19 protein-coding genes and 1 pseudogene are annotated in these 25,707 nt (G+C 69.9%); 16 read left to right on the top strand and 4 right to left on the bottom strand.

Annotated elements, in window-relative coordinates:
- Positions 1–61: 61 nt before the first annotated feature.
- The gene (locus tag OG870_RS15730; protein ID WP_266584665.1) at positions 62–1,399 is read right to left on the bottom strand and encodes a hypothetical protein; all 1,338 of its coding nucleotides are present in this window, start codon (positions 1,397–1,399) and stop codon (positions 62–64) included.
- A 332-nt stretch (positions 1,400–1,731) separates the two neighbouring features.
- Positions 1,732–3,189, bottom strand: a complete 1,458-nt coding sequence (locus OG870_RS15725; RefSeq protein WP_266584667.1) for an FG-GAP-like repeat-containing protein — start codon at positions 3,187–3,189, stop codon at positions 1,732–1,734.
- A 150-nt stretch (positions 3,190–3,339) separates the two neighbouring features.
- Between OG870_RS15725 and OG870_RS15720 the strand changes: the two genes are divergently transcribed.
- A complete protein-coding gene (locus tag OG870_RS15720; protein ID WP_266514266.1) occupies positions 3,340–3,648 on the top strand; it encodes a hypothetical protein in 309 nt (102 codons plus the stop codon).
- Positions 3,649–3,846: 198 nt separating this feature from the next.
- On the opposite strand, the pseudogene arsM reads toward OG870_RS15720, so the two are convergent.
- A pseudogene (gene arsM / locus OG870_RS15715) lies at positions 3,847–4,614 on the bottom strand (arsenite methyltransferase); the annotation flags it as partial.
- Positions 4,615–4,720: 106 nt separating this feature from the next.
- Between arsM and OG870_RS15710 the strand changes: the two are divergent.
- The 3 genes from OG870_RS15710 to OG870_RS15700 are packed head-to-tail and all read left to right on the top strand — an operon-like array spanning position 4,721 to position 6,334.
- A complete protein-coding gene (locus OG870_RS15710) occupies positions 4,721–5,110 on the top strand; it encodes an ArsR/SmtB family transcription factor (RefSeq protein ID WP_266584675.1) in 390 nt (129 codons plus the stop codon).
- Entirely contained in the window at positions 5,107–5,868 is a 762-nt protein-coding gene (locus OG870_RS15705) for an aquaporin (RefSeq protein ID WP_266584677.1), read from the top strand. The genes OG870_RS15710 and OG870_RS15705 overlap by 4 nt, the downstream gene beginning before the upstream one ends.
- Before the next feature lie 58 nt (positions 5,869–5,926).
- The gene (locus tag OG870_RS15700; RefSeq protein WP_266584678.1) at positions 5,927–6,334 is read left to right on the top strand and encodes an arsenate reductase ArsC; all 408 of its coding nucleotides are present in this window, start codon (positions 5,927–5,929) and stop codon (positions 6,332–6,334) included.
- Positions 6,335–6,421: 87 nt separating this feature from the next.
- On the opposite strand, the gene OG870_RS15695 is transcribed toward OG870_RS15700, so the two are convergent.
- The gene (locus OG870_RS15695; protein ID WP_266840451.1) at positions 6,422–7,378 is read right to left on the bottom strand and encodes an ABC transporter permease; all 957 of its coding nucleotides are present in this window, start codon (positions 7,376–7,378) and stop codon (positions 6,422–6,424) included.
- Between the two features lie 446 nt (positions 7,379–7,824).
- Here OG870_RS15695 and OG870_RS15690 point away from each other — a divergent pair, with 446 nt between their 5' ends.
- The 12 genes from OG870_RS15690 (at position 7,825) to OG870_RS15635 (ending at position 25,611) form a co-directional block, all read left to right on the top strand.
- Positions 7,825–8,379, top strand: coding sequence for a TetR/AcrR family transcriptional regulator (locus tag OG870_RS15690; RefSeq protein ID WP_266584682.1), 555 nt, complete (start codon positions 7,825–7,827; stop codon positions 8,377–8,379).
- 80 nt (positions 8,380–8,459) lie between these two features.
- Complete coding sequence (locus OG870_RS15685; protein ID WP_266514245.1) at positions 8,460–8,759, top strand: hypothetical protein; 300 nt, start codon at positions 8,460–8,462, stop codon at positions 8,757–8,759.
- A 39-nt stretch (positions 8,760–8,798) separates the two neighbouring features.
- Positions 8,799–10,061, top strand: coding sequence for a hypothetical protein (locus OG870_RS15680; protein ID WP_327690999.1), 1,263 nt, complete (start codon positions 8,799–8,801; stop codon positions 10,059–10,061).
- A 48-nt stretch (positions 10,062–10,109) separates the two neighbouring features.
- The gene (locus tag OG870_RS15675; RefSeq protein ID WP_266584684.1) at positions 10,110–10,919 is read left to right on the top strand and encodes a TIGR03936 family radical SAM-associated protein; all 810 of its coding nucleotides are present in this window, start codon (positions 10,110–10,112) and stop codon (positions 10,917–10,919) included.
- Between the two features lie 261 nt (positions 10,920–11,180).
- Positions 11,181–15,086, top strand: coding sequence for an Rne/Rng family ribonuclease (locus OG870_RS15670; RefSeq protein ID WP_266584686.1), 3,906 nt, complete (start codon positions 11,181–11,183; stop codon positions 15,084–15,086).
- A gap of 250 nt (positions 15,087–15,336) precedes the next feature.
- Positions 15,337–15,657 (top strand): 50S ribosomal protein L21, encoded by a 321-nt coding sequence (rplU, locus tag OG870_RS15665; RefSeq protein WP_030601628.1) that lies wholly within the window; start codon positions 15,337–15,339, stop codon positions 15,655–15,657.
- Positions 15,658–15,671: 14 nt separating this feature from the next.
- On the top strand, positions 15,672–15,926 hold the full coding sequence (gene rpmA / locus OG870_RS15660) for a 50S ribosomal protein L27 (protein WP_266514238.1): 255 nt from the start codon (positions 15,672–15,674) through the stop codon (positions 15,924–15,926).
- 130 nt (positions 15,927–16,056) lie between these two features.
- Positions 16,057–17,502 (top strand): GTPase ObgE, encoded by a 1,446-nt coding sequence (gene obgE / locus OG870_RS15655; protein WP_327690998.1) that lies wholly within the window; start codon positions 16,057–16,059, stop codon positions 17,500–17,502.
- A gap of 546 nt (positions 17,503–18,048) precedes the next feature.
- Positions 18,049–19,599 (top strand): alkaline phosphatase D family protein, encoded by a 1,551-nt coding sequence (locus tag OG870_RS15650; protein WP_266520258.1) that lies wholly within the window; start codon positions 18,049–18,051, stop codon positions 19,597–19,599.
- Positions 19,600–20,248: 649 nt separating this feature from the next.
- Positions 20,249–21,745 (top strand): bifunctional cytidylyltransferase/SDR family oxidoreductase, encoded by a 1,497-nt coding sequence (locus OG870_RS15645; RefSeq protein WP_266514233.1) that lies wholly within the window; start codon positions 20,249–20,251, stop codon positions 21,743–21,745.
- A gap of 167 nt (positions 21,746–21,912) precedes the next feature.
- Positions 21,913–24,057 carry a hypothetical protein gene (locus OG870_RS15640; RefSeq protein WP_327690997.1) on the top strand — a complete coding sequence of 715 codons (2,145 nt, stop codon included), beginning with the start codon at positions 21,913–21,915 and terminating at the stop codon, positions 24,055–24,057.
- Between the two features lie 291 nt (positions 24,058–24,348).
- Positions 24,349–25,611, top strand: a complete 1,263-nt coding sequence (locus OG870_RS15635) for a glycosyltransferase family 2 protein (RefSeq protein WP_327690996.1) — start codon at positions 24,349–24,351, stop codon at positions 25,609–25,611.
- Positions 25,612–25,707 lie beyond the last annotated feature (96 nt).

Below are 25,707 nucleotides of genomic sequence, written 5' to 3'. Positions count from 1 at the left end.
ACGGCCGCTCACGGGCTTCCTCACCCAACTTATCCCCGGCGGAGGCACCCGGCGAGCCGAGTCAGTGAGCGGCGGCCATACCGCCGTCGGCGGGCGCGGTGGAGTCGTCGAGGTCCAGGAACTCGCGGATCGCGAGGGCCGCCAGGGTGATCACCGCGGTCCACACCACGACCGCCGTGGTCGGGTAGGTCCAAGTGAAAAGGACGATCGCCGCGACCACCAGGATGACCACCCCGATCCAGCGCTTGAAGCGATGGACGAACCGGCCGACCGCACCGAGACGGAGGCCCGCCGACGTCGTCACCTCGCGCAGAGCGCCGAGGCTCTTCTTGCAGCCGGTGCGTGTGACGACGGCGATCCGGGACGGGCCGGCGAGGAAGGCGCCGGCGGCGGTGAAGAGGGCGACCGCGGCGAGGGCACGTACACCGGCCCGCAGGAACTTGACCAGGGCGTCGTACACGGTTCCCGCGGCGGCCTGGGATGCGCCGGGTGGCAGATGATTGAGGTAGACGTCGCGGGCGACGGTGATACCGATGCCGAGCACCAGCATGGCGACGAAGACCGCCAGCGCTGCCCCGATCAGCGCGTGCCGGCGGTTGAACGCCACGTACACCCCCGCTGCCGCGATCAACAGCGCGATGACGGGCAGCCAGCCGCCGAGGATCTGCAGCACCCTCACATAGGACCTGACCTTGCCGATGTCCTTGGATGCGAACACCACGAAGTTCGTGTGCACGGCTGGGATCTTCGCGGCGGGCGAGAAGCCTGCGGCGACCAGCTGGTCCTTGACGTTGGCGACGATCGGCCCCAGGTCGACGACGACCTCGTTGTTCTTCAGCTGGACGGCGCCATCGGCCTGGCCGGTCAGGGCCTTGTCCAGCGCCGTGTGTGCCCTGCGGTTCGCGTTCACCCAGACGGTCTCGAAGGCACTGCTGGTGATCACCCGCTCCACGGTGCTGCTGACCAGTTGCTTGAGCCCGTTCTCGATCGGACCGTCCAGGTTGCCCAGCAGCTTGGCGGCCTGCGGGGGAACGCCCTTGGACGAGGCCGCGTCCGTCAGCTGCTTGACCAGCGCGTCCACGTCGACCTGCGCCAGCACGGCGTTGGTGACCCGCTTGGTGACCGCCTGCTGCACATCGGGATCGCTCGCCAGCGGTCCGACGGTGGAGACGTAGCGGTCGGTGTCCTGCACGATGCTGTTCGCCCACACCGCCACGACGGACAGCAGCGCCAGCAGGGCGGCGAAAAGGATCAGCAGGGCCGAGCCGAGCGAGCGCAACGGGTGGTGCCGGGCCGCTTTGGGTGGCCCGGCGTCCTCCAGGGCATGGACCCGCTGCCGCAGTTCGGCCAGTTCGCCGCGCTCCCGGGCCGAGAGCTCTTCGTCACCCCTGTCGCTCATGGCACCAGCAGAGCTGCCCGGCGTAAAGCACGCGACCTGGGCGAATCATGCGGGTGAACGGCCTGCCGAGGCGCGAGGGGCACGCGCCGGTGCAAGTGGCCCAAGGGGCCTGTGGGATGACGACAGGCACGGGCACCAGAGGTGACCTGGGGCTGCTTTGTTGACTGGTCAGGCCTGTTCGGTGGGGCGTACGAGCAGTTCGGCGACGGGGGCATCCCTCACCGGTCCGCCGCCGGCTCACGCCGCCGGCACACAGGGAGTTGTCGAGGCACAAGGAAGGGGCGGCACCGGAATCGTCCGGTGCCGCCCCTTCCCGCTGTCTGTCCACGTGCTCAGGAGCCCGACATGGCCTCCCCGAACATGGGGTCGGCCCCCGAGTTCCCGATGCCCACGGACGACGCACCGAAGCTCACCGCGCCGGTGGCTGTGACGCCTCCGGTGGAGCCCCGCAGGACCCACACGGCGCCGTCGTCGCTGTTCTCGCCGGCCGCGCCCACCGACAGATCGGCGCGGCCGTCCTTGTTGTGGTCGGCGAGGTGGACGGCGTCGCCGAACATGTCCGACGACTCGTTGGCGCCCGGTACACCCGAGGTGTCCTGGTTGAAGGACTGCGCGCCGGTCCCCGTCAGGCCGGAGGCGCCGCCGCGCAGCACCCAGACGCTGCCTGCGTGGGTGGCCGAGCCGATGGTCTCGAAGTTCGCGCCGACGGCGAGGTCCGGGTAGCCGTCACCGTTGACGTCGCCCGCTGCGAGTGCGCCTCCGAAGGAGTCGTCGGACTCGTCCGCTCCCGGCACACCCGCTGTGTCCTGGCTGAAGACGGCGCTGCGCGTGGTGTCGACGCCCGCCGTACCGCCGTAGAACACGGTGGCGTAGCCGCCCTTCGCCGTCTGGTCCATGACGTCGGCGAAGTCGGAGCCGACGACCAGGTCGTCGTGTCCGTCCCGGTCGAAGTCGGCCACGGTGAGCGCGCCCGCGTACCCGGGGCCCGCCTCGGTCTGCAGCGTGGGCCCGGTCGAGGAGCCCCGGTAGACGAAGTTGCCCGCGGAGGAGCCCACCACCACGTCGTCCGTGCCGTCGTTGTCGAAGTCCCCGCCGGCCAGCTGGACGGCGCCCTTGGGATACGAGCCGGACTCGATCTGCGCGTCGAAGCGCAGCTTCCCGGCCGCGCCACCCGAGGTGGTGAAGCCGCCCTTGAAGATCCACACGTCCTTACCGGTGGAACCGACCGCCAGATCGGCCTTCCCGTCACCGGTGAAGTCGCCGACCGCGAGGGCCTGGCCGAACCGGTCGTGGCCCGACGCGTTCGGGTCGCTGATCGTCGTGCCGCCCGACAGTCCGGACGAGCTGCCCCACAGGATCGTGACCGAACCACCGTCGGCATCGCTGCCGACGTCCTCCAGCGGTGTGCCCACGACGAGATCGCCGTAGCCGTCTCTGTTGAGGTCTCCGTGCGCGAGTTCGGTGCCGAAGCGGTCGGAGGTCTCCGAGTCGCCCGGCACACCGGAGGAACTCTGCGATGTGGTCTTGCGGCGGGCTGCGCTGATACCGCTCGACGAACCGTAGTTGACGACCACGGCGCCCGCCTTCGCCTTCCCGTTCGCCACGGCACCCGGGGCGCCGATCGCCAGATCGCGGTAGCCGTCACCGTTGAAGTCGTCGGCGAGGCCGGATGCGGCGGCACTCGCCCCGCCGGGCAGGGTGATGAGCAGGCCGCCGGCCAGGGCTGCCGCGACGGCGGTGGCGCCCAGGACGACGGGACGCCGGGAGCGCTTGTGGTGGGGCCGGGACATGGATTCCTCTCCAGGACATACGTATGGGCTCAGAGAGACCTCCGGTGAGACTGAAGGGTTGTACGGGAAAGGAGAGGTTTCGGTGCCAACGACGCGGCGCATCATGACTTTTGGCCCTCGCCGGGGACCACAGTCGCGAGAAGGTGCGGCATGATCCACCATCTGCGGTTCTTCTTCGAGGCCGGCGTGGACACCCCGCTGTGGCCGGAGGACATGGGCAGCCCGTACGGCTACCCCGTTGATCTGGCGCTCCTCCCGATCAGTTCGGAGACACGGGACGAGTTGGCCGGGCTGAGCCGGCGGTACCAGTCTTCGATCAACTGGGAGTACCCGCCGGATCCGTCACCGTGGTCGGACGACGAACTCCGACAGTTCAAGCAACAGGCGCTCACCGCATTGGAGGTGCTGCGTCGCGAGCTGGGTCAGGGCTGGGTCGTGCGGGACGAGAGCCTGCTCTGAGACCTGAGCGGAGGTCGGAAAGGCGGGGTCATCTGCTCAGCTCTGGCATGCGCAGCCGGATGTCGACTTGGCCTCGGTCACGGTGAGGGCCGGGTCGGCGGACTGCTCGGCCGGTGTGCAGCATGAGGTGACGCCGCAGCATTCGGCGGCGGACTCGGCAGCGGTCTCGGCGGCTTCGGCGTTCGTGGACGTCCGCGCGGCGGCGGATACGGGCTTGAGTGCGCGCACGATGGCCGAGTGCATGCCGTCGGCGACGGGTTGCGTGGGCGTGATCTCGATGTCGGTGAAGCCCGCTGCGTCGAGGCCCTCGCGGTACTCCGTGAAGGACAGGGCGCCCGCGATGCAACCGACGTAGTCGCCGCGCTCGGCGCGCTGTTCGGGGGCCAGGGCGTCGTCGGCGACGATGTCGAAGACGCCGATGCGGCCGCCGGGCTTGAGGACGCGGAAGGTCTCTGCGAAGACGGCGGGCTTGTCGGTGGACAGGTTGATCACGCAGTTGGAGATCACGACGTCGATGGTGTTCGCGGGCAGGGGGATGGACTCGATGGTGCCCTTGAGGAACTCGACGTTGGGCGCCTTGGCCTTGGCGGCGTTGCTGAGGGCGAGTTCGAGCATCTCGTCGGTCATGTCGAGGCCGTAGGCCTTGCCGGTGGGGCCGACTCGGCGGGCGGAGAGCAGGACGTCGATGCCGCCGCCGGAACCGAGGTCGAGGACGCGTTCGCCTTCCTGGAGTTCGGCTACGGCGGTGGGGTTGCCGCAGCCGAGGGAGGCGGCGAGGGCCTCGATGGGCAGGGCGTCGCGTTCGTCGGCGGCGTAGAGGGTGGAGCCGAAGTTCTCGTCGACCTCGACGGGCTCGGGTCCGCAACAGGCGGTGGCGCCTTCGGTGACCTTCACGGCTGCGGCGGCGTAGCGCCGGCGGACGGTTTCGCGCAGTTCGGTGGACTGATCGGTGGACTGATCAGACATGACTCACTCCCGGTAACGGGGGGCAGGATCTTGCCCCGGAACGGCTTGTATTGACGTTCGTTGATGCAACCTTGCGCCTTGGATTGAAAAACGTCAACATAGAGGAATGTCGAAACAAGAGCTGAAGATCCTCGGACAGGACACGGATGCCGGCTGCTGCCAGGGTCTTGCGTCCGCTCCGCTGGACGAGGGCCAGGCCGCGGACCTGGCGAAGATCTTCAAGGCCCTGGGCGATCCGGTGCGGCTGCGGCTGATGTCGATGATCGCCTCGCGCGGGGAGGGTGGCGAAGTGTGCGTGTGTGAGCTGACGCCCGCCTTCGACCTGTCTCAGCCGACGATCTCGCACCACCTCAAGCTGCTCCGGCAGGCGGGACTCATCGACTGCGAGCGGCGTGGGACCTGGGTCTACTACTGGGTGCTGCCAGGGGTGCTGGAGCGGTTGGCCGCGTTCTTGACCACTGCCGAGCCTGCCGAGCCTACTGCGGTGACCGTGTGAGTGCCTCACTTGCGCGGCGCGCGCTGGCCGAGGGCGTCGGGACAGCCGCGTTGGTGACCGTGGTGGTCGGCTCGGGGATTCAGGCGGCCGAGCTGTCGCGCGACGTGGGCGTGCAGCTGGTCGCCAACTCGCTTGCCACGGTCTTCGGGCTGGGGGTGCTGATCGTGCTCCTCGGGCCGGTCTCCGGGGCCCACTTCAATCCGGTCGTGACCATCGTGGCCTGTGTCTCCGGTCGCGCGAGCGGAGACGGGCCGACCGGACGGGAAGTGGTGGCGTACGTCCCCGCGCAGGTCGTCGGGGCTGTCGGCGGGGCGATCCTGGCCGACGCGATGTTCGCAGAACCGCTGGTGAAGTGGTCCACGCACGACCGCTCCGCCGGTCACCTGTGGCTCGGCGAGACGGTCGCCACGGCCGGCCTCGTCCTGCTGGTCTTCGGCCTGAATCGCGTGGGGCGTGACCACCTGGCCCCGGTGGGGGTGGCGTCCTACATCGGTGCCGCGTACTGGTTCACCTCGTCCACGGCCTTCGCCAACCCGGCGGTGACCATCGGCCGGGCTTTCACGGACACGTTCGCCGGTATCGCGCCGGCTTCCGTCGCCCCGTTCGTCGTCGCCCAACTGATCGGTGCCGTCCTCGGCTTGGGCCTGGTGGCGGCGGTGTTCGGTCGCCCCGCGCCCGCTGAAGCCGAAGTTCCCGAGGTTCCCGAGATTTCCGTCCCGCAGGGCGCAGTCGAATCCGTAGCCCCTGCCACTCCCTGATCCGCTCTCCCCTCTCTCCGGCTCTCTCCGGCCCCCTTTTCTCCCAGGAAGACACGTCATGACTGCTCTCGGTGATCGCCCGTCCGTGCTGTTCGTCTGCGTCCACAACGCGGGGCGCTCCCAGATGGCTGCGGCCTTTCTCGCTCGCCTCGCGGGGGACCGGATCGAGGTGCGATCGGCCGGTTCTGCCCCTGCCGACACCGTCAACCCGGCCGTGGTGGAGGCGATGAAGGAGGTGGGCATCGATATTTCCGACGAGACGCCGAAGGCGCTCACCGTGGACACCGTGCAGGCGTCGGACGTCGTGATCACCATGGGATGCGGCGACACCTGCCCCGTCTTCCCGGGCAAGCGGTACGTCGACTGGCAGCTCGACGACCCCGCTGGGCAGGGCGTTGACGCGGTCCGCCCGATCCGGGACGGGATCGAGCAGCGGATTCGTGGGCTGGTGAGCGAACTCCTGTAGCTCCGTGGCTTCGTGACTCTGCGGCTGCGTAGGTTCCGTGGCTCTGTAGTTACGGCGAGTACGGCGAGTACGGCGAGGGGCCGGTGTTCACGCGCTCGCCGCCGACGGACTCCCGCGGTGGGCGACGTGGAGGATGCCCGTTGATGCGGCGATGCGGTCGAGGCTGAAGATCGCTGCTGTGCAGAACAGCACCCAGACGGAGAGGATGATCACGCCGTCCCCCACTCCGTCGTGGTGGAAGTAGGCGAGCCCGTCGATGGCCCGCACGCCGACGCCGGCCGGCATCACCGAGGCCAGTGGCTGCAGCCAGCCCGGCAGGAACGACGGGGGCAGGACCCCGCCGCTCGATGCGTTGCCCATGACCAGCATGAAGATCGAGCCCAGTGGGATGCCGAGCGAACCGAAGATCCGTATGAGCAGGGCGGTTCCCGCGGCCACCGCCCCTGCCGCGAGCGTCAGGATGCCGGCGAGGGCGATGAAGGATCCCGGGATGGCGTCGAATATCCCGCCCGCTATGACGGCCGTGGCCGTGCCTCCCGCGACCGCGAAGATCGCGAGGCTGAGCATGCGCTGTGCGAAGGAGAGTCTCGGCGCCATCTGGTACGTCATCTGACCGAACAGGAATCCGGCCAGGACGAGGCCGAAGGAGGCGTAGAAGACGGACAGGCCGCGGCTGTCCCCCTTCGACAGCGGGAGGATGTCCTGCACCCTGATCTTGCTGCCGTCGGGCGTCGCGGCGTTGCCGAGCGGGGTGACCATCGCCTGGACGGCCGGGCCGTTGGCGCCCGCGTACAGAAGGCGGGGTGAGCCGGCGGTGTCCACGTAGGCCGCGTACGCGGTGCGGTGCTCGACCGCCGACCTGGCGGCGTCCGCGTCCCGGTAGCGATCGACCTGGAACGCGTCGGGCGCCGCGCGCTGCAGCCGTACGTCGAAGAGTGCCGCCGCCCGGTCCGAGGCGGCCACCGCGACCGGGAGCCGGTGGGCCTTCGGCGTGTGGAACGCGGCGAGAAAGACGGCGATGAACACGAGGCCGATGGTGAGCACGGTGACGACCGGAGCCAGCACCGCCTTCGGGCCGGTCAGGCCGCGCCGGGCGGGCGCCGCATCGGTCGCTTTACCCCCGCGATGCCGGGGCCGACTCCAGCTCGGGCTCGGCCTCGTACCGGGGCCCGTACCAGAGCTGATACCGGGACCAGAGTTCGTACCAGAGCCCGTATCGGGGTTGAAGACCTCTTGCTGCACGAGCGCATCTCCTGGTGAATCGCGACTCCCGGGGGAGGCGGCGGGCGTCCTGCCACCCGTAAGTCAGCAAGTGCTGACATCGCGACTTTACTACTGGGCCGCACCCGGGCGGGGGCCCGTCGGCGTGATACGACTCACGTCCGCCCCATCGCGCGGCTACGGCGTGGCCGGCCGGACGTGGCAGAGTCGCCGGCAGAAGCGGGGCGTACACGTCGTCGTAAGAGGCTGAGACGGAGGGACGTTTGTCGATGAGCGCGGAGAAACCCGTGCGCCGGAGGGACTCTGCGCGCAGCAAGGAGCTGTTGGTGCAGGCCGCGGGGGAGTTGGTGGCCGAGCGTGGGTTCGAGCGCACCACCGTGCGGGACATCGGTGAACGCGCGGGACTCGACCAGGCCCTGATCGCCCGGTACTTCGGGGGCAAGGCTCAGCTCCTCATCGCCGTCCTGCGCGCCGAGGCGGGCGACAGTCTGGAGTTGGACCTGTTCGACACCGAGCAGGTGCGGATGTTGCTGGAGCGCATCGGGCAGCGCGGTCCCGGGCCGATCTTCCAGGCCGCGGTCCAGCGCCCTCGTGATCCGGCGGTCGAGACCGCCACGCACGACGAACTCCACGTGCGGATCGTCACTCCCCTGAAGGAGACCTTCGCGGCTCAGGGGCTGGACAATCCGCAGTTGCGGGCGGAGGTGGCGGCGGCCGCGTTCATCGGGGTGGTGATGGGACGCAGCGCCGGCGCGTTCGGGGAATTGGCGGCCGCGGATCTTGAGGACGTGCTTCCGTTGGTGCAGCGGCTGCTGAGCCCGTGAGGACGGTGGACGCGCCGTAACCTGAAACCTCAGGCATCACACGGTTTCTCTCACGGTGCGACTCCCCCTTAGGAGGACCCATGGCAGAGTCGAGCAGTCTCCTCAGGACGGCACTCCAAGAGCACCTGAACTACTACCGGGCGCTGAGCAAGCACCTCCCTGACCTGGACGGCGACGTGATCGCCGCGGCGCACGACGCCATCCGCGAGCTGACGTCGCGGTCCGCGGACGCCGACGTGCCCTGTGCCGCCTACCTGCCGGTGACGGACGCCGTCGCGGCCGCCGTCGAGTACTGCGAGTTCACCGGCCACTCGGAGGGCGTCCGCTACTACCGGTACTGGCACACCCTGCTGCTGGCGGACCAAGCTCTTTGTGACTGACGCGGGATCCGGAGGGGAGGTTCCGGCGTCTACGTGGGTATGGATCTGCACAAGCCGCCCGCGGAGCCGGCGCAACAGCAGCTCGCGCAACACCAGTCCGCGCATCAGCGGCCCGCGCGGCAGTCGCCCGAGGGACAGACGCCCGAGGGACAGACGCCCGAGGGGTGTCTCGTCGTGGCGATCCGGCTTCCCGTGCGGATCGTCGTACTCGTACTGGTCGTGCCGGTGCGGATGGTGTGGGACGCGCTCGTCGTTGCCGGGCGGTTCCTGAAGGACACCGTGCTGCGGCCGGTCGGACGGGCGCTGGGGTGGGTCGCGCGAGCCGTGTTCGTGTGGCCGTTCATCGGACTGTGGCGGTACGTCGTCGTGCCCCTCGGCCGGGCGCTGGCCTGGCTCGGGAACGTCCTCGTCGTCGTCCCGCTCGGATGGCTCCACCGCCATGTTCTGACTCCCCTCGGCCACGCCCTCGTGTGGCTGGCGCGAGGGATCGGCTCGGTGCTCGGCCTGCTCATGACCGGGATGTACACCGCTCTCGCCTGGCTGGTGCGGTATCTCGTCGTCGTCCCCGCCGGGTGGCTGTACGCGCGCGTGCTGGCGCCGGTCGGCCATGCCGTGATGTGGGCGCTCAGGGGGATCGGTGCGGTGCTCGCCCTGCTCGGGGCGGGTGCGTATGCCGCTCTCGCCTGGTTGGTGCGGTATCTCGTCGTCGTCCCAGCGGTGTGGCTGTACACGTGGGTGCTCGCGCCGGTCGGGCGGGCGGTCGCGTGGTGCGCGAAGGGGCTCGTGCGGGGCGTGGTCCTGCTCGCCACCGGGCTCGGGGTCGCCCTCTACTGGATCCTGCGGGTGCTGTTCGTGTTGCCCGCGCTCGCCCTATGGCGCTGGGTGCTCGTGCCCGTCTGGCGCTTCCTCGCCGTCGTCGGCCGCGAGGTGGGAGAGGCGCTCGGGCATGCCTGGCGAGTTGCCGGGCGGATCTCGCTCGCCGTGGGGCGGGCCCTCGGCACCCTCTTCCGGTGGATCCTCGTGGAGCCCGTGCGCTGGTTCCACCGGGCCGTCCTCACTCCCGTCGGGCATGCCGTACGGGACGCCGTGCTGCGGCCGGCCGCCGAGGCCGCGCGCAGTGTGGGGCGGGCCATCCGGCTGGCGCTGGCCTCCGCACGGGAGTCCGCACGCCAGGCGCGGGCCGACTTCCGCCGGATGCTCTTCGGAGAGCCGGAGCGGGCCGAGGCTGTGGACGGGCGGGAACCTCTGGGCCTTGAGGCACGTACTCTTGATAGCAGTACGACCGCTCTCACGAAGGACTGAACGACACTGGGCAAGCGACAGCCCGAAGGCCCGCCGCCCGCACCCGCGGTGCAGCGCATCCGACTGCGCTACACCAAGCGCGGCCGCCTCCGGTTCACCAGCCACCGTGACTTCCAGCGCGCCTTCGAGCGTGCGCTGCGCCGTGCCGAGGTGCCGATGGCGTACTCGGCGGGGTTCACACCGCATCCGAAGGTGTCGTACGCCAATGCCGCACCCACCGGCACGGGCAGTGAGGCGGAGTATCTGGAGATCGCCCTCACCGAGGCGCGGGATCCGGAGAAGTTGAGGCTCCTGCTCGACGAGTCGCTGCCCGCCGGGCTCGACATCGTCGACGCTGTCGAGGCCCGGACCTCCGGGCTCGCCGACCGGCTCACCGCTTCCGTGTGGGAGTTGCGGCTGGACGGCGTGGATCCGGTGCAGGCCGAGAGGGCCGTTTCGGCCTTCAACGCCGCGGACGCGGTCGAGGTCCAGCGCACCGCCAAGAACGGCGTACGGACCTTTGACGCCCGCGCCGCGGTCGTACAGCTCGAAACGCATCGTGGACCCTCACCCACAAGCGTCGGCTCCGATGGAGAAGCTGACGCCGTGCACCTTGCTGGGCCGACCGACCAGCCCTGTGCGATACTGCGGCTGGTTGTTCGGCACGTGACGCCTGCCGTACGACCCGACGACGTCCTGTCCGGTCTCCGCGCCGTGGCCGACCTGGCGCCGCCGGTCCCCGCAGCGGTGACCAGGCTGGCGCAGGGGCTGTTCGATGAAGAGACCGGCACGGTGACCGACCCGCTCGCGCCCGACCGCGAGGCAGCGACGGCCGCACCCATGGCCGATCCCGCTGCCGCCGCGAAGGCGCCGGCGTAAGGAAGGTCCCGCGAAGGACGGACGTCGAAGCGCCGCCCTTGTACTCGGGAGCCACCTGGGTCGGGCAGCGAACTGACCAGAAGACTTTCGCCAGGCCGTGCACATTCGGTGTACGGAACCGGCGAGACAGGACACAGAGAGCTCCCGTGCGGCGCCCGCGCCCCGGACGGCGGCACCGCGCATCGCGCGAGCCGCGGACGTCACCGGCAATCAAGCCGGACCAGGTGCGGCGCCCGGGAGCCTGACGGGAGAAATGCCCGCATGCTCGAACCGACCGAACCCACTGAGGGTTCCGAACCGAACACTCCCAGCGACACATTGCCGCCGCGTCGTCGGCGCCGTGCCGCTTCCCGCCCGGCGGGTCCCCCCGCCCCGGCCGCCTCCGAGACCCCGGAGGAGATCGTCGCGCCGGCCATACCGGCCGACGGCGACCTCAAGGCCGACGAGGACGAGGCCGCCGAGACCACGGTCGCGGCTGATCTCGAAGAGGCCGAAGAAGCAGAAAAGACCGACGAGGGCGCTGAGGCGGCCGAGGTGCCTGCGGTTGTCGAGGAGGCCGCGCCCGCTGGGCGTACGCGTCGTCGTGCGACCCGTCGTGCGGCCGCGCCTGCCGGTGCGCCCGCGGCCGCCGAGGTGGCCGAGACCGTGGTGCCCGTTGCCGCTCCGGCCGACGTCGCGGAGAGCGCGGCCGTCGCCGAGGCACCGGCCGATGCCGATGCTCCCGCTGTCGAGTCCGCCGACGAGGACGCGGCTCCGCGCCGTAGCCGTCGGCGTGCCACGCGTCGTGCGTCCGCACCCGCCGGTGCGCCCCTGGCCGACGAGGCGACGCCTGCCGCGGAGGCCGAGACGCCCGCCGAGGCCGAGGCTCCCGCTGTCGAGTCCGCCGGCGAGGATGCGGCTCCGCGCCGTGGCCGGCGTCGCGCCACGCGGCGCGTGACCGCGCCCGCCGAGGAGACGGCCGCGACCACCGAGGCCGCCGTCGAAGAGGCGCAGGCTCCCGCCGTCGAGGAGCCGGTGACCGCTCCCGCCCCTGCCGCCGAGCAGAGCGACGAGGACGCCGCCCCGCGGCGTACGCGTCGGCGGGCCACGCGCAAGGCCGCGACCGGCTTCGCCGCGCCCGCGCAGGCCGCACGTACCGAGGACAAGGGCGAGAGCGAGGAGCCGCGGCGGCCGTCGCGGCCCGCCGTCGCCGTGTTCCAGGCGCCCGTGTTCACCGAGCCGCAGTTCCAGACGCCGCAGCGGGCCGCCGCCGCGGCTGCCGCCGAAGCCGAGGTCGAGGTCGAGGCCGTCGAGCCGGAGGAGCTCCCCGAGGAGCAGGCCGGATCGCGGCGCCGCCGCCGGCGCCGGGGTGCCTCGTTCGCCGAGGAGACCGAGACGCAGGCCGTCGAGACCGCCGCCGAGGACGAGTCGGAGGAGTCCGACGAGGCCGCCGAGTCGGCCGAGGACGCCGCCGACGGCGACGAGTCCGAGGAGACCGGGTCCCGCCGTCGCCGTCGCCGGGGCGGCCGTCGCCGCCGTCGGGGCGAGCTGGCCGACTCCGCGGGCGAGGACGAGTCGGAGGAGTCCGACGAGGCCGCCGCGCAGGACGCCGAGGACAGCGCCGAGGACGACGAGGAGGACGACGCCGACGGTGGTGGCTCTAGCTCCAGCAGCCGTAGGCGCCGTCGCCGTCGCCGTCGGGCCGGTGACTCCTCCGCGGACTCGGAGCCCGGCGAGGGCGACCCCGAGCGCACCGTCGTCAAGGTCCGCGAGCCGCGCAAGCCCTCCGAGCCGTCCGACGAGGTGCAGTCCATCAAGGGCTCGACCCGTCTGGAGGCCAAGAAGCAGCGCCGCCGCGAAGGCCGCGAGCAGGGCCGCCGCAGGGTTCCGATCATCACCGAGGCCGAGTTCCTGGCCCGCCGCGAGGCCGTCGAGCGTGTGATGGTCGTCCGGCAGAGCGGTGAGCGCACGCAGATCGGCGTCCTGGAGGACGGTGTGCTCGTCGAGCACTACGTCAACAAGGAGCAGTCGACCTCGTACGTCGGCAACGTGTACCTGGGCAAGGTCCAGAACGTGCTGCCGTCGATGGAGGCCGCCTTCATCGACATCGGCAAGGGCCGCAACGCCGTTCTCTACGCGGGTGAGGTGAACTTCGAGGCGCTGGGCATGGCCAACGGCCCGCGGCGCATCGAGTCCGCCCTCAAGTCCGGCCAGTCCGTGCTCGTCCAGGTCACCAAGGACCCGATCGGTCACAAGGGCGCACGGCTCACCAGCCAGGTCTCGCTCCCCGGCCGCTACCTCGTGTACGTGCCCGAGGGCTCGATGACCGGCATCAGCCGCAAGCTGCCCGACACCGAGCGCGCCCGGCTGAAGACCATCCTCAAGAAGATCGTCCCCGAGGACGCGGGCGTCATCGTGCGCACCGCCGCCGAGGGCGCGAGCGAGGACGAGCTGCGCCGCGATGTCGAGCGACTGCAGGGGCAGTGGGAGGACATCCAGAAGAAGTCGAAGAACGGCGGCAGTTCGAACGCGCCGTCGCTGCTGTACGGCGAGCCGGACATGACCGTCCGCGTCGTCCGCGACATCTTCAACGAGGACTTCTCCAAGGTCGTCGTCAGCGGCGAAGAGGCGTGGGAGACCATCTACGGATACGTCGCCCACGTCGCGCCCGACCTGGCCGACCGGCTGTCGAAGTGGACCTCCGAGGTCGACGTCTTCGCCACGTACCGGATCGACGAGCAGCTCGCCAAGGCCCTGGACCGCAAGGTCTGGCTGCCCAGTGGCGGTTCGCTGGTGATCGACCGGACCGAGGCGATGGTCGTCGTCGACGTCAACACCGGCAAGTTCACCGGTCAGGGCGGCAACCTCGAGGAGACCGTCACCAGGAACAACCTGGAGGCGGCCGAGGAGATCGTCCGCCAGCTGCGGCTGCGCGACCTCGGCGGCATCATCGTCATCGACTTCATCGACATGGTCCTGGAGTCCAACCGGGACCTGGTGCTGCGGCGTCTGCTGGAGTGCCTGGGCCGGGACCGTACGAAGCACCAGGTCGCCGAGGTGACCTCGCTGGGGCTCGTGCAGATGACCCGCAAGCGGGTCGGCCAGGGCTTGCTGGAGTCCTTCTCCGAGACCTGCGTCCACTGCAACGGCCGCGGTGTCATCGTGCACATGGAGCAGCCGACCTCCGCCGGTGGCGGCGGCAAGCGCAAGAAGCGCGGCCGTGGCGGCGACGGACATGTGCACGAGCACGAGGCCGCGGTGGCCGTGGATGCCCCGGACGTCGAGGAGGAGACCGAGGCCGAGGTCGCCGCCGAGGTGGCCGAGCCGGTCGCGCTGTCCGCGCCCGCCTACGCCCCGGACGAGGAGCTGTACAGCAGCGTCGCCGAGGCCGAGGCGGCGGTCGGCCGTGGCCGTTCGCGGCGCCGGACGAGCCGGCGGGCGTCCGCTCCGGCGGGCGCGCCGAGGCGCGACGACTCCAGGCGGGACGACAACAGGCGCGACGAGAGCAGGCGTGAGGAGGTCCGGGCCGAGGACGTCCAGTCCGAGGCACCGACCGCTCAGCACGTGACCGCAGAGCAGGAGGTCGAGCGTCCGGTGCAGCCGGAGCCGGCCGTCGCGGCGCTCGCCGAGCCCGCCGCCGTCGAGGACGCGGTCGTCGAGACCCCGGCCGAGGCCGTGGAGGAGACCGCGCCCAAGGGCCGTACCCGTCGTCGCGCCACCCGCAAGGTGTCCGCGCCGGCCGGGTCGCCCGCGGGGGCCGAGACCGCCGTGGTGACCGTCGCCGAGACCGCGGCGCCCGTGGCCGAGGCTCCGGTGGCGACCGAGGCCCCGGCCGAGGCGCCCGCCGAGAGCGCCGCACCGGCCCGTCCGCGGCGCCGTGCGGTGCGTAAGGCGACCGCGCCCACCGCGTCCGAGGAGACGGCCGTCGTGGTCGTCCCGTCGGGTGCGGCGGACGAGGCGTCGTCCGCGGCGGAGAGCGTCGAGGAGACGGCTCCGGCCAAGAAGACGGCCGCGCGCAAGACGGCCAAGAAGGCGACCGCGAAGAAGGCCGCCGTCAAGAAGACCGCGGCCAAGAAGACGGTCGCCAAGAAGGCGACGGCGAAGAAGGCGGCCAAGACCGTCAAGACCGCCGCCGCCAAGTCGACGGCGAAGAAGTCCGCGGTCTCGGCCGCAGCCGACGAGAGCTGAGCAGTGCGCTGTGCGGCCGGTCCACGTGACCGGCCGCACACCGCTGGGCCCCGGCCCGGTTTGACCCCTTCGGCCACGGCCCCGTAACCTTGGCCGTCGGCGTGTCCGCAGGTACAGACGCGTCACATCCCCGTAAACCTCTTCCTCCAGAGTGCTCGGTGCTCGTCACCGGCTGTTCCGGAGAGGCTGCCCGCCTGCCGGGTGGCTGGACTGCGGGGGTGCCGTTCCCGAGCGAGAGAGTGAGATCCGCGTGTACGCCATCGTGCGCAGCGGTGGTCGCCAGCACAAGGTTGCTGTCGGCGACATCGTTGAGGTTGACAAGATTTCCACTGCCAAGGTTGGCGACACGGTCGAGCTCTCGACCCTGCTCGTTGTCGACGGCGAAGCTGTCACCAGCGACCCGTGGGTGCTGGCCGGCATCAAGGTCCAGGCCGAGGTCGTGGACCACCACAAGGGTGTGAAGATCGACATCCTTCGCTACAAGAACAAGACCGGCTACCGCCGTCGTCAGGGCCACCGCCAGCAGTACACGGCGATCAAGGTCACTGAGATCCCCGCGGCTGCGAAGTAAGGGACTGAGGAGAGATGGCACACAAGAAGGGCGCATCGTCCACCCGGAACGGTCGCGACTCCAATGCCCAGCGGCTCGGCGTGAAGCGCTTCGGCGGTCAGGTCGTCAACGCGGGTGAGATCATCGTCCGCCAGCGCGGCACCCACTTCCACCCCGGTTCCGGCGTCGGCCGTGGCGGCGACGACACGCTGTTCGCGCTCAACGCCGGTGCGGTGGAGTTCGGTACCCACCGTGGCCGCAAGGTCGTGAACATCGTTCCGGTCGCCTGAGCTCAGGCTTAGACACAGACCGAACGTTTCGCGAGGCGGACCTCACTTCCCCTGTGGGAAGGCGGGTCCGCCTTTCGCGTGTTACAGCAGAGACATATCCGTACGTTTTTGAAGTGCTGGAGGCACCCAGATGACCACCTTCGTGGACCGCGTCGAGCTGCACGTCGCCGCGGGTAACGGAGGCCACGGCTGTGCCTCCGTTCACCGTGAGAAGTTCAAGCCGCTCGGCGGACCCGACGGCGGCAACGGCGGGCGCGGCGGCGATGTGATCCTCACCGTCGACCAGTCCGTCACCACGCTCATCGACTACCACCACTCCCCGCACCGCAAGGCCACCAACGGCAAGCCGGGCGAGGGCGGCAACCGCTCGGGCAAGGACGGACAGGACCTCGTCCTGCCCGTGCCGGACGGCACCGTAGTGCTCGACAAGGCGGGCAACGTACTCGCCGACCTGGTCGGACACGGCACGTCGTACATCGCCGCGCAGGGCGGCCGGGGCGGCCTCGGCAACGCGGCGCTCGCGTCGGCGCGGCGCAAGGCACCGGGGTTCGCGCTGCTCGGTGAGCCCGGGGACCTCCAGGACATCGGCCTGGAGCTGAAGACGGTCGCCGACGTGGCGCTCGTGGGGTACCCGAGCGCGGGCAAGTCCTCGCTGATCTCGGTGCTGAGCGCGGCGAAGCCGAAGATCGCGGACTATCCCTTCACGACGCTGGTGCCGAACCTGGGTGTGGTGACCGCGGGTTCGACCGTGTACACCATCGCCGACGTGCCGGGGCTGATCCCGGGCGCCAGCCAGGGCAAGGGCCTTGGCCTGGAGTTCCTGCGGCACGTCGAGCGGTGCAGTGTGCTCGTGCATGTGCTGGACACCGCGACCCTGGAGTCCGAGCGGGACCCCGTCTCCGACCTCGACATCATCGAGGAGGAGCTGAAGCAGTACGGCGGGCTCGACCGGCGGCCGCGGATCGTCGTACTGAACAAGACCGACGTGCCGGACGGCAAGGACCTCGCGGAGATGGTGCGGCCGGATCTGGAGGCGCGGGGGTACCGGGTCTTCGAGGTGTCGGCGGTGGCCCATCTCGGCCTGAAGGAGCTGTCGTTCGCGCTCGCCGACCTGGTGGCGAAGGCGCGGGCCGCCAAGCCGAAGGAAGAGGCGACGCGGATCGTGATCCGGCCCAAGGCCGTCGACGACGCGGGCTTCACCGTGACGCACGAGGAGGCCGACGGGGAGCCCGTGTTCCGGGTGCGGGGCGAGAAGCCCGAGCGCTGGGTGCGGCAGACCGACTTCAGCAACGACGAGGCCGTCGGATTCCTCGCCGACCGGCTCAACCGGCTTGGTGTGGAAGAGGCGTTGATGAAGGCGGGGGCCCGTTCGGGTGACGGTGTCGCCATCGGACCCGAGGAGAACGCCGTCGTCTTCGACTGGGAACCGTCGATGATGTCCGGGGCGGAGATGCTGGGACGCCGTGGTGAGGACCATCGCTTCGAGGCGCCGCGGCCTGCGGCGCAGCGGCGGCGGGACCGGGAGGCTGAGCGGGACGAGTCCCTCCAGGAGTTTGACGGGTTCGAGCCGTTCTGAGCCGTCGGCGCTGATGACTGGGGGCTGCGCCCCCAGGCCCCCCTTCGGCCTGCGGCCTCGTCCTCAAGCGCCGGACGGGCTGGATGGGGCTGAGCCGGTCTCGTGTGGGGGTGCGCGTGTTTGGGGGCTGCGCCCCTCGCCCCCCTGTCGGCCTGCGGCCTCGTCCTCAAGCGCCGGACGGGCTGGATGGGGTCGAGCTGAGTTCGTCCCCCAGCGCCGGACGGGCTGGATGGGGCTGAGCTGGGCTCGTCCTCAAGCGCCTAACGGCACCGGTCTCGTCGGTAACACCGTGCTCGGCACGGATGGTACGAACGCGAAATTCGGCTCGAACTTCTCGTACTGAAGCCTCATGTGGTGGGCGTCAATTGATGTGACGTCAGACCCGTTGTGACCAGGTGACGTTCATCCCGTTGTTCCTGTGTCGCAACGGGTCTTCTGTTGTCTGCCCATTTGTCATGCACGCGAACGCTTGCGTTCAGCCGGTGGACCGTCCGGCTGCGTGAGCTTTCACGTGTCCAAGAGGCTTGCGAGGCAAGGGAGTTCATGATGACCGGAACAATCTCGCCCGACCGACGGCGCTTTCTGACCGCCGGTGCCGCCGTCCTCGGTGCGGCGGCCTCCGCCCAACTGTGGGTGCCGGGCACCGCCCGGGCGGCCGAGGCCACGCTGCCCGACGGGGTGTTCAGCCTCGGCGTCGCCTCCGGTGACCCGCTGCCCGACGGCATCGTGCTGTGGACCCGGCTCGCCCCCGACCCGCTGAACGGCGGCGGCATGCCCGACCGCGTGGTCGCGGTGGAGTGGGAGATCGCGGACGACCCACGGCTCAGAAAGCCGGTGCGCCGGGGCGTCGCCCAGGCCCGCCCCGAGTACGGGCACAGCGTTCACGTGGACGTACGCGGACTGCGCTCCGACCGCTCGTACTGGTACCGCTTCCGGGTGAGCGGGCAGCTCTCGCCCACCGGCCGCACCCGCACCGCCCCCCACCCGCACAGCAGGGGCGGCTCCCTGCGCGTCGCGCTCGCATCCTGCCAGAACTGGCAGCACGGCTATTTCACGCCGTACGCCGACATGCTCCAGCAGGACCCCGACTTCGTCCTGTTCGTCGGCGACTACATCTACGAGTCCACGCCTGCCTCGACGGGGCCGCGCCGGCACGAGGGCACGGGGGAGCCGTACACCCTGGTCGAGTACCGCAACCGGTACGCGCAGTACCGCACCGACCCCGACCTCGCGGCGATGCACGCCAGCGCCCCCTGGGTGGTCACCTTCGACGACCACGAGGTCGACAACGACTGGGCCGGCGAGATCCCGCAGGACCCCGCCAAGCAGCCGCACGACGCGTTCGTGGCGCGGCTGACGGCGGCCTTCCAGGCGTACTACGAGCACATGCCGGTCCGCGCGACCGCCATCCCGACCGGCCCGCACATCCAGATGTACCGCCGCCTGGAGTTCGGCCGCCTCGCGCGCCTCAACGTCCTCGACACCCGCCAGTTCCGCAGCGACCAGGTGACCAGCCAGGCGGCCGCCGAGGACCCGTCACTCACGATGCTCGGCGCCGAGCAGAAGGCGTGGCTGCTGGACGGGATGCAGGACTCGCCGGCCCGCTGGAACCTCGTCGCCTCGCAGATAATGATGGCCGAGACCGACCTGCAGATCGGCGAGGGCAAGCTCTGGTACTACGACGCCTGGGACGGCTACCAGGTCGAGCGCAACGCCCTGCTCGACGAGTTCGCCGACGTCCGCAACCCCGTCGTACTCAGCGGCGACCGCCACCTGACGATGATCAGCGACCTCAAAACGGACTACGCCGACCCGGACTCCGAGGTCGTCGGCGCCGAGTTCGTCGGTACGTCCATCTCCAGCAACGGCGACCAGGACCAGGCCGCCTTCCACGCGCAGTGGGACCCGCTGCAGGCGGACAACCCGCACTGGAAGCTGATCGACGCCCACCGGGGCTACCACCTCTTCGACATCCGGCGTGACGGGATCGACGCGCAGGTGCGGGTGGTCGACACGGTGCTGCAGCCGAAGGCGACGCCGAGCACCTATGCGCGACTGCGGGTGGAGAACGGTCGGCCGGGCGTCGAACTCGCCTGACGCCATGACCCGGGACGGTACATGAGGTCTGGCGGTACATGAGGTCTGCGTGACGGGGCCTGGGACTCTTCTGTGTCCCAGGCCTTCTCGCGCCCCTCCCTCACCGAGACCGAAATGCTGCGGAATCTTAATAAGGAATTCCGCGGCAATGCGCTGTCGGACGAGCTGTATTCCAGGCTCATCCGTAACGGCGCGGTCATGCATATGAAGAATGCGTGCAGCCCGGCACCGGGGGACGTGAAGATCTCGGCGCCCCGGGCGGGCGGACACAGGGGTCCCAGTCGGCATCGCCGTCGGGATCGGTGCGGGATCGGCGCCGAGATGATCGAGCACATCACTCGTATGGGCGTACGGGTCCTCGGTGATCCGGTGGCACGCACGGTTCACCTGGTTCACCTGACGTGTTCGTGGAACCCATCAAGGTGCTCTCGGCCGCCGCTGCCTGAGGAAGCTGCGGCGGCACTGACCACCTGTGCAGTTACTCACAGCAATTCGACAGGTGCTCCCGGCGGCGTTCCCGGGGCCACCAGCAGTGCAAGATGAATGCCAGGTGGCCCGTACATATGCAGTGAACGGCGCTCACCTTGCACAGCGGTAACCGCAAGTGGGACCATTTCCAGGTTCCCTGACGCCCCAAGGTAGGTCCTCTGTGTCCCAGCACATAGCCAAGCCCCGTACCACCGCAGTGATCCTGGCCGGTGGCACCGGCCAGCGGGTGGGTCTCTCGATCCCCAAGCAGCTGCTGAAGATCGCCGGCAAGGCAGTGGTCGAGCACACCCTGACCACCTTCGAGAAGGCCGACTCGATCGACGACGTCATCGTGCTGATGGCGCCGGGCTACGTCCCCGACATCGAGAAGATCGTCGCCAAGGCCGGGTTCAAGAAGGTCAAGAAGATCATCGAGGGCGGCTCGACGCGGAACGAGACCACCGAGCGTGCCATCGAGGCGCTCGGCGAGGGCCTGGCCGAGGGCGAGGACCTCAACGTCCTCTTCCACGATGCCGTGCGCCCCCTGCTCTCGCAGCGCGTCATCGACGACTGCGTGGTCGCCCTGGAGCGCTTCCAGGCCGTCGACGTCGCCATCCCGTCCGCGGACACCATCATCGTCACGCGCACGCACGGCGAGGACGGCGAGTTCATCACCGAGATCCCGGACCGCTCCCGCCTGCGCCGCGGCCAGACCCCGCAGGCCTTCAAGCTGTCCACGATCAAGCGCGCCTACGAGGTCGCCGCCAGCGACCCCAACTTCCAGGCCACGGACGACTGCTCGGTCGTACTGAAGTACCTGCCGGACGTGCCGATCCACGTCGTCGCGGGTGACGAGTACAACATGAAGGTCACGCAGCCGGTCGACGTCTTCATCGCCGACAAGCTGTTCCAGCTCGCCTCGACCGCCACGCCCGAGCAGATGAGCGAGGAGGCCTACCGCGAGCTGCTGACCGGCAAGACGGTCGTCATCTTCGGCGGCTCGTACGGCATCGGCAAGGACATCGCCGAGCTCGCCGAGTCCTACGGCTCCAAGGTGTACGCGCTCGGCCGCTCCACCACCGGCACGCACGTGGAGAACCCGGAGGAGGTCGACGACGCGCTGTCCAAGGCGTACGCGGAGACCGGCCGGATCGACTACGTCGTCAACACCGCGGGCGTGCTGCGCATCGGCAAGCTGGCCGAGACCGACAACGCGACCATCGAGGAAGCGCTGAAGGTCAACTACCTCGCGCCGGTGCAGATCGCCCGTTCCGCGTACAAGTACCTGGCGGAGACCAAGGGCCAGCTGCTGCTGTACACCTCCAGCAGCTACACCCGCGGCCGCGCCGAGTACAGCCTCTACTCCTCGACCAAGGCCGCCATGGTGAACCTCACCCAGGCCCTGTCCGACGAGTGGGCCGGCGACGGCATCCGCGTCAACTGCGTCAACCCGGAGCGCACCGCGACGCCCATGCGCACCAAGGCCTTCGGCCAGGAGCCCACGGGTTCCCTGCTCTCCTCCGAGGCGGTGGCCCGCACCTCGCTCGACGTGCTGCTGTCCGAGCTGACCGGGCACGTCATCGACGTCCGCCAGCAGGACCCGACGGCGGGCGCGGCGAAGGCCTCCGGCTTCGAGCAGGCGCTGGCCTCGGTTCTGGACGTCCAGGACGGCGTGTAATAATCGACGGTAATTAGTCTTCCGTTATTCAGGCCTCTGCTTTCCGGCGTTAATGCAGTGCATTGACCGGGTGCTTGCAGAGGCCTGATCCGTACACCCGACGAATTACCTAAACCCTGCGCACTCCAGAACAAAACCGGCACTCCCCATCCCAGAGCAGGTTCTCAGTGATATCCACCGCTATTCGCGTCGCCCGCGTGGGCAGCGCGGCCGAGCTTGCCGCGGCGGCACTCATGATGCTGGGCTTCCCGGCACTCATGCTGGCCGCGCTCATTCCGAGCGTCTACGCCTTCGCGGCCGCGGCCGCCGTGACGTACCTGGCGGACCACTATCTGCACCGCAAGGGCAGCTACCTCGTCAACCGGCTCAGCAAGGTCCGCGCCGGCCTGTCGATCCGTTTCCTCATCCGACAGCTGCTGCTGGTCCTGCTGCTGGCCCGGATGTCCCTCTCGGACGGCCTGATCTTCTACGGCGCGATCGCCTGCTTCATCGCCTTCTACGGCCTCCAGGCCCCGCACGGCGCCCTGGTCACGCTGATCCGCAACCGCCGTCGGATGCCGGTCGCGACCCGCAACGTCGACCTGGCCTCGCGCGTCCGCATCCCGGACGCCCCGCCGCGCCGGCTGCTGAACCGCTCCGCCGAGAAGATGCTCCACCTCGACCTCGCGGCCGTCACGGGCCTGCTCGTCTCCGCCGCCCTGGACTCGGCCGTGCCCGGTTTCATCGGCATCGGCGTCACCCTGGTCCTGGGCTGCCTCTACGTCCTCACGCTGATGCCGTACGTCCGCGGCACCAAGATCCCGCCGAACGCGGAGAAGGTGCTCGCGGCCGTAGACGACTGGCTGCGGGAGTACAAGCCGGAGACGGTGCTGTACTTCTCGGGCTCCAAGGACTCCGCGTACCAGGTCAACATGTGGCTGGAGACCATGGAGCAGCTGGACTCCAAGCCGCTGGTCATCCTGCGCGAGCGGGTCATCCTGACGAACCTGGCGCCCACCACGGCCCCCGTCATCTGCGTGCCCGGCGGTGTGCACCTGATGAACATGGAGCTCTCGACGGTGCGCGTCGCGCTGTACGCGGCGAACGTCGGCAAGAACATCCACATGCTGCGCGTCCCCACCATGAAGCACGTCTTCATCGGCCACGGCGACAGCGACAAGCTCGCCAGTGTGAACCCCTTCAGCAAGGTGTACGACGAGGTGTGGACCGCCGGCCGCGCGGGCCGCGACCGCTACGCCATCGCCGATGTCGGCGTCCGCGACGACGACATCGTGGAGGTCGGCCGCCCGCAGCTGGCGCCGATCCAGAGCCGGCACGACGCACTGCCCGCCGGCGACGCCGCCGCTGACGGATCCTGCCCGACGGTGCTGTACGCGCCCACCTGGGAGGGCTGGGACGGCAACCCGGGCAACACCTCGCTCGTGCTCGCCGGCGAGAACATCGTGAAGAAGCTGGTGAAGGCCGACCCGCCGGTCCGTGTCCTGTACAAGCCGCACCCCTTCACCGGCACCGTCAGCAAGCAGGCGGGCGCCGCGCACCAGCGCATCATCGCCCTGGTCGAGAAGGCCGCCGCCGAGCGTGCCGCCGACTCCCGCTTCGCGGTGGACGCGGCCGCCCAGGCGGGGGCCAAGAGCGAACTGGCCCGTATCGAGGCCCGGCTCGCCGAGCTGTCCGGCACCGCGAGCGACAAGGGCGACGAGGCCGAGGCCACGCGGGACGGAGTGGTCGACGTCGAGAAGCACGCGGAGGTCGCCCGGCTGCGCGGCGAGTGGAACGACGCGTACTGGCGTTCCTTCGGCGGCTTCGAGCACCGCGTCATCGAGGGTGCCGAGCCGCGCCTGTACGACTGCTTCAACGTCTCCGACGCGATGGTCTCCGACATCTCCTCCGTGGTCTCCGACTTCATCGCGAGCGGCAAGCCGTACGCGGTCACGGACTCCGCCGAGCTGGGGGTCGAGGAGTTCAAGCGGCAGAACACCGCCGTGCGCGCCGCGGTGATCCTCTCCAACAGCGCCGCGGAACTGGGCGAGTTGCTGGGCGCGGTCCGCGCCCCGGCCGCCGACCCGCTGGCGGAGGACCGCAAGGAGCTGAAGGAGTACCTGCTCGGCCCGGACGAGCCCACGTCCATCGAGCAGTTCAACAAGGCGGTGGCCGACCTGGCGCTCAAGGCCCAGACGCGCAACCTCGGCCAGGAGTCCCGGGCCGCGGCCGGCGCCGCCGGAGCCGACGAGCTGTCGGACCAGCTGTCCCCGGCACAGCCCGCCCAGCCGGTGCCGGCGACCGGGGAGGCGGACGGCGCCAACACGCGCTGACGTTCTCCGCTCCCACGTAAACACCTCAAGAGCCCGGCCCCGAGGATCACTCCTCGGGGCCGGGCTCTTTACCGTTTCTTACCGCTTGGTCCCACCGCGTCCTGAGTAACTCTCGGCGGTTGTGCGTACTTTTCGGTGCCCGTTCCTTTCGGCGGCCTGTGCCGCCTGTGTGCTCCCTGTGACCTGTGTCACCAATTCCAAGCGGTAAGGCAACCTCCTCAAGTGGCCACCCGTCTAACAAATTGCGAATATGCGGATTCGGGGGAAATGCACTGTGACCAAGGGGGAAATGTGACCGTCGCGCAGCCTGATGTGAGTGTGATCATCGGGGCGTACGAAGCGATGCCGTATCTGGTCGAGTGCCTCGCGTCCGTCGAGGCACAGACCATCGACCCGGAGCGCATCGAGGTCATCGCGGTGGACGACGGGTCCACCGATGGGACGGGGGACTACCTGGAGGAGTTCGCGGAGCGTGTGACCATGCCGGTCACGGTGATCCGGCAGGACAACTCCGGCGGCCCGAGCGGGCCGCGCAACGTCGGGCTCGGCAAGGCCGCCGGGCGCTACGTCTTCTTCCTCGACGCCGACGACCGGCTGGGCCCGGAGGCGCTGGAGCGGATGGTGGCGATGGCCGACCGCAACGGCACCGACGTGGTCCTCGGCCGGGTCGAGGGCATCAACCGCAAGCCGCCGCAGTCGATGTGGGGAAAGACGTTCGAGCGTACGGACGTGTTCTCCTCCAACATCAAGTTCACGCTGAGCGCGCAGAAGCTGTTCCGCCGGGAGTTCCTGGAGCGGCACGGCATGCGCTTCGACGAGTCCCTGTGGACCGGCGAGGACGCGCTGTTCACGATGGAGGCCTATCTGCGGGCGGACGGCGTCTCCGTGCTGGCCGACTACACCTGCTACTACCTGGTCGGCCGGGACGACGGCAAGCACGTGACGAAGAGCGGGAGTTACACCCTGCGCTTCGACTCCGCGCGTGCCCTGATGAACCTGATAGCCGGGCTGGTCCCCGCGGGGGAGCGGCGCGACGCGCTCATGATCCGGCCCTTCCTGATCACGCTGCTCCCGCAGTTCGGTCCCCGGTACCTCAAGGACAGCGAGAAGGTCCGCCGGCACAAGTTCGAGCTGGCGAAACCGCTGATGGAGGAGTTCTGGGGTGAGGGCGTGGCCGGCCGCCTTAAGGTCGAGGAGCGGCTCAGGCTGCACCTGGTCGCCGAGCAGCGGCCCGAACTCCTCGTCGGCGTCGTGGAGTTCGTCAAGGCGAAGAAGCAGGCGGCCGCGCTCCTGGAGAAGAAGGGCCGCCACGTCTACCTCGCCTACCCGCTCTTCCGTGACGCCGCGGCGCGCATACCGGACTCGGTCTACCTCGCCGCTCCCCGCGAGGCCCGCGCCGTCCCGGGCTACCGGGAACACTCGCCCGCCTCGGTGCTGCGCCGCGCGGCCCGCAAGGCGCGCAGGGTGATCCGGTCCCGGACGACGGCGAGCAGGCCGCGGACGCCAGGGGGAACGGGTACGGGTACGGGAACGGGCGCCGCGGCGGCGGCCTGACGGCTGCTCCGCGCGGGCGGCGGGCGTGTCGTCCGGGATGCCGGGCGGACTGGTGCAGGTCTGTCGGTAGGCGGAGTGCTCGCCGCCAGACCCCGT

The organism is Streptomyces sp. NBC_00461, from assembly GCF_036013935.1.
Lineage (GTDB): Bacteria > Actinomycetota > Actinomycetes > Streptomycetales > Streptomycetaceae > Streptomyces.
Note: the sequence above shows the minus strand (reverse complement) of the source record. Positions and strands in the feature narration are given on the sequence as shown.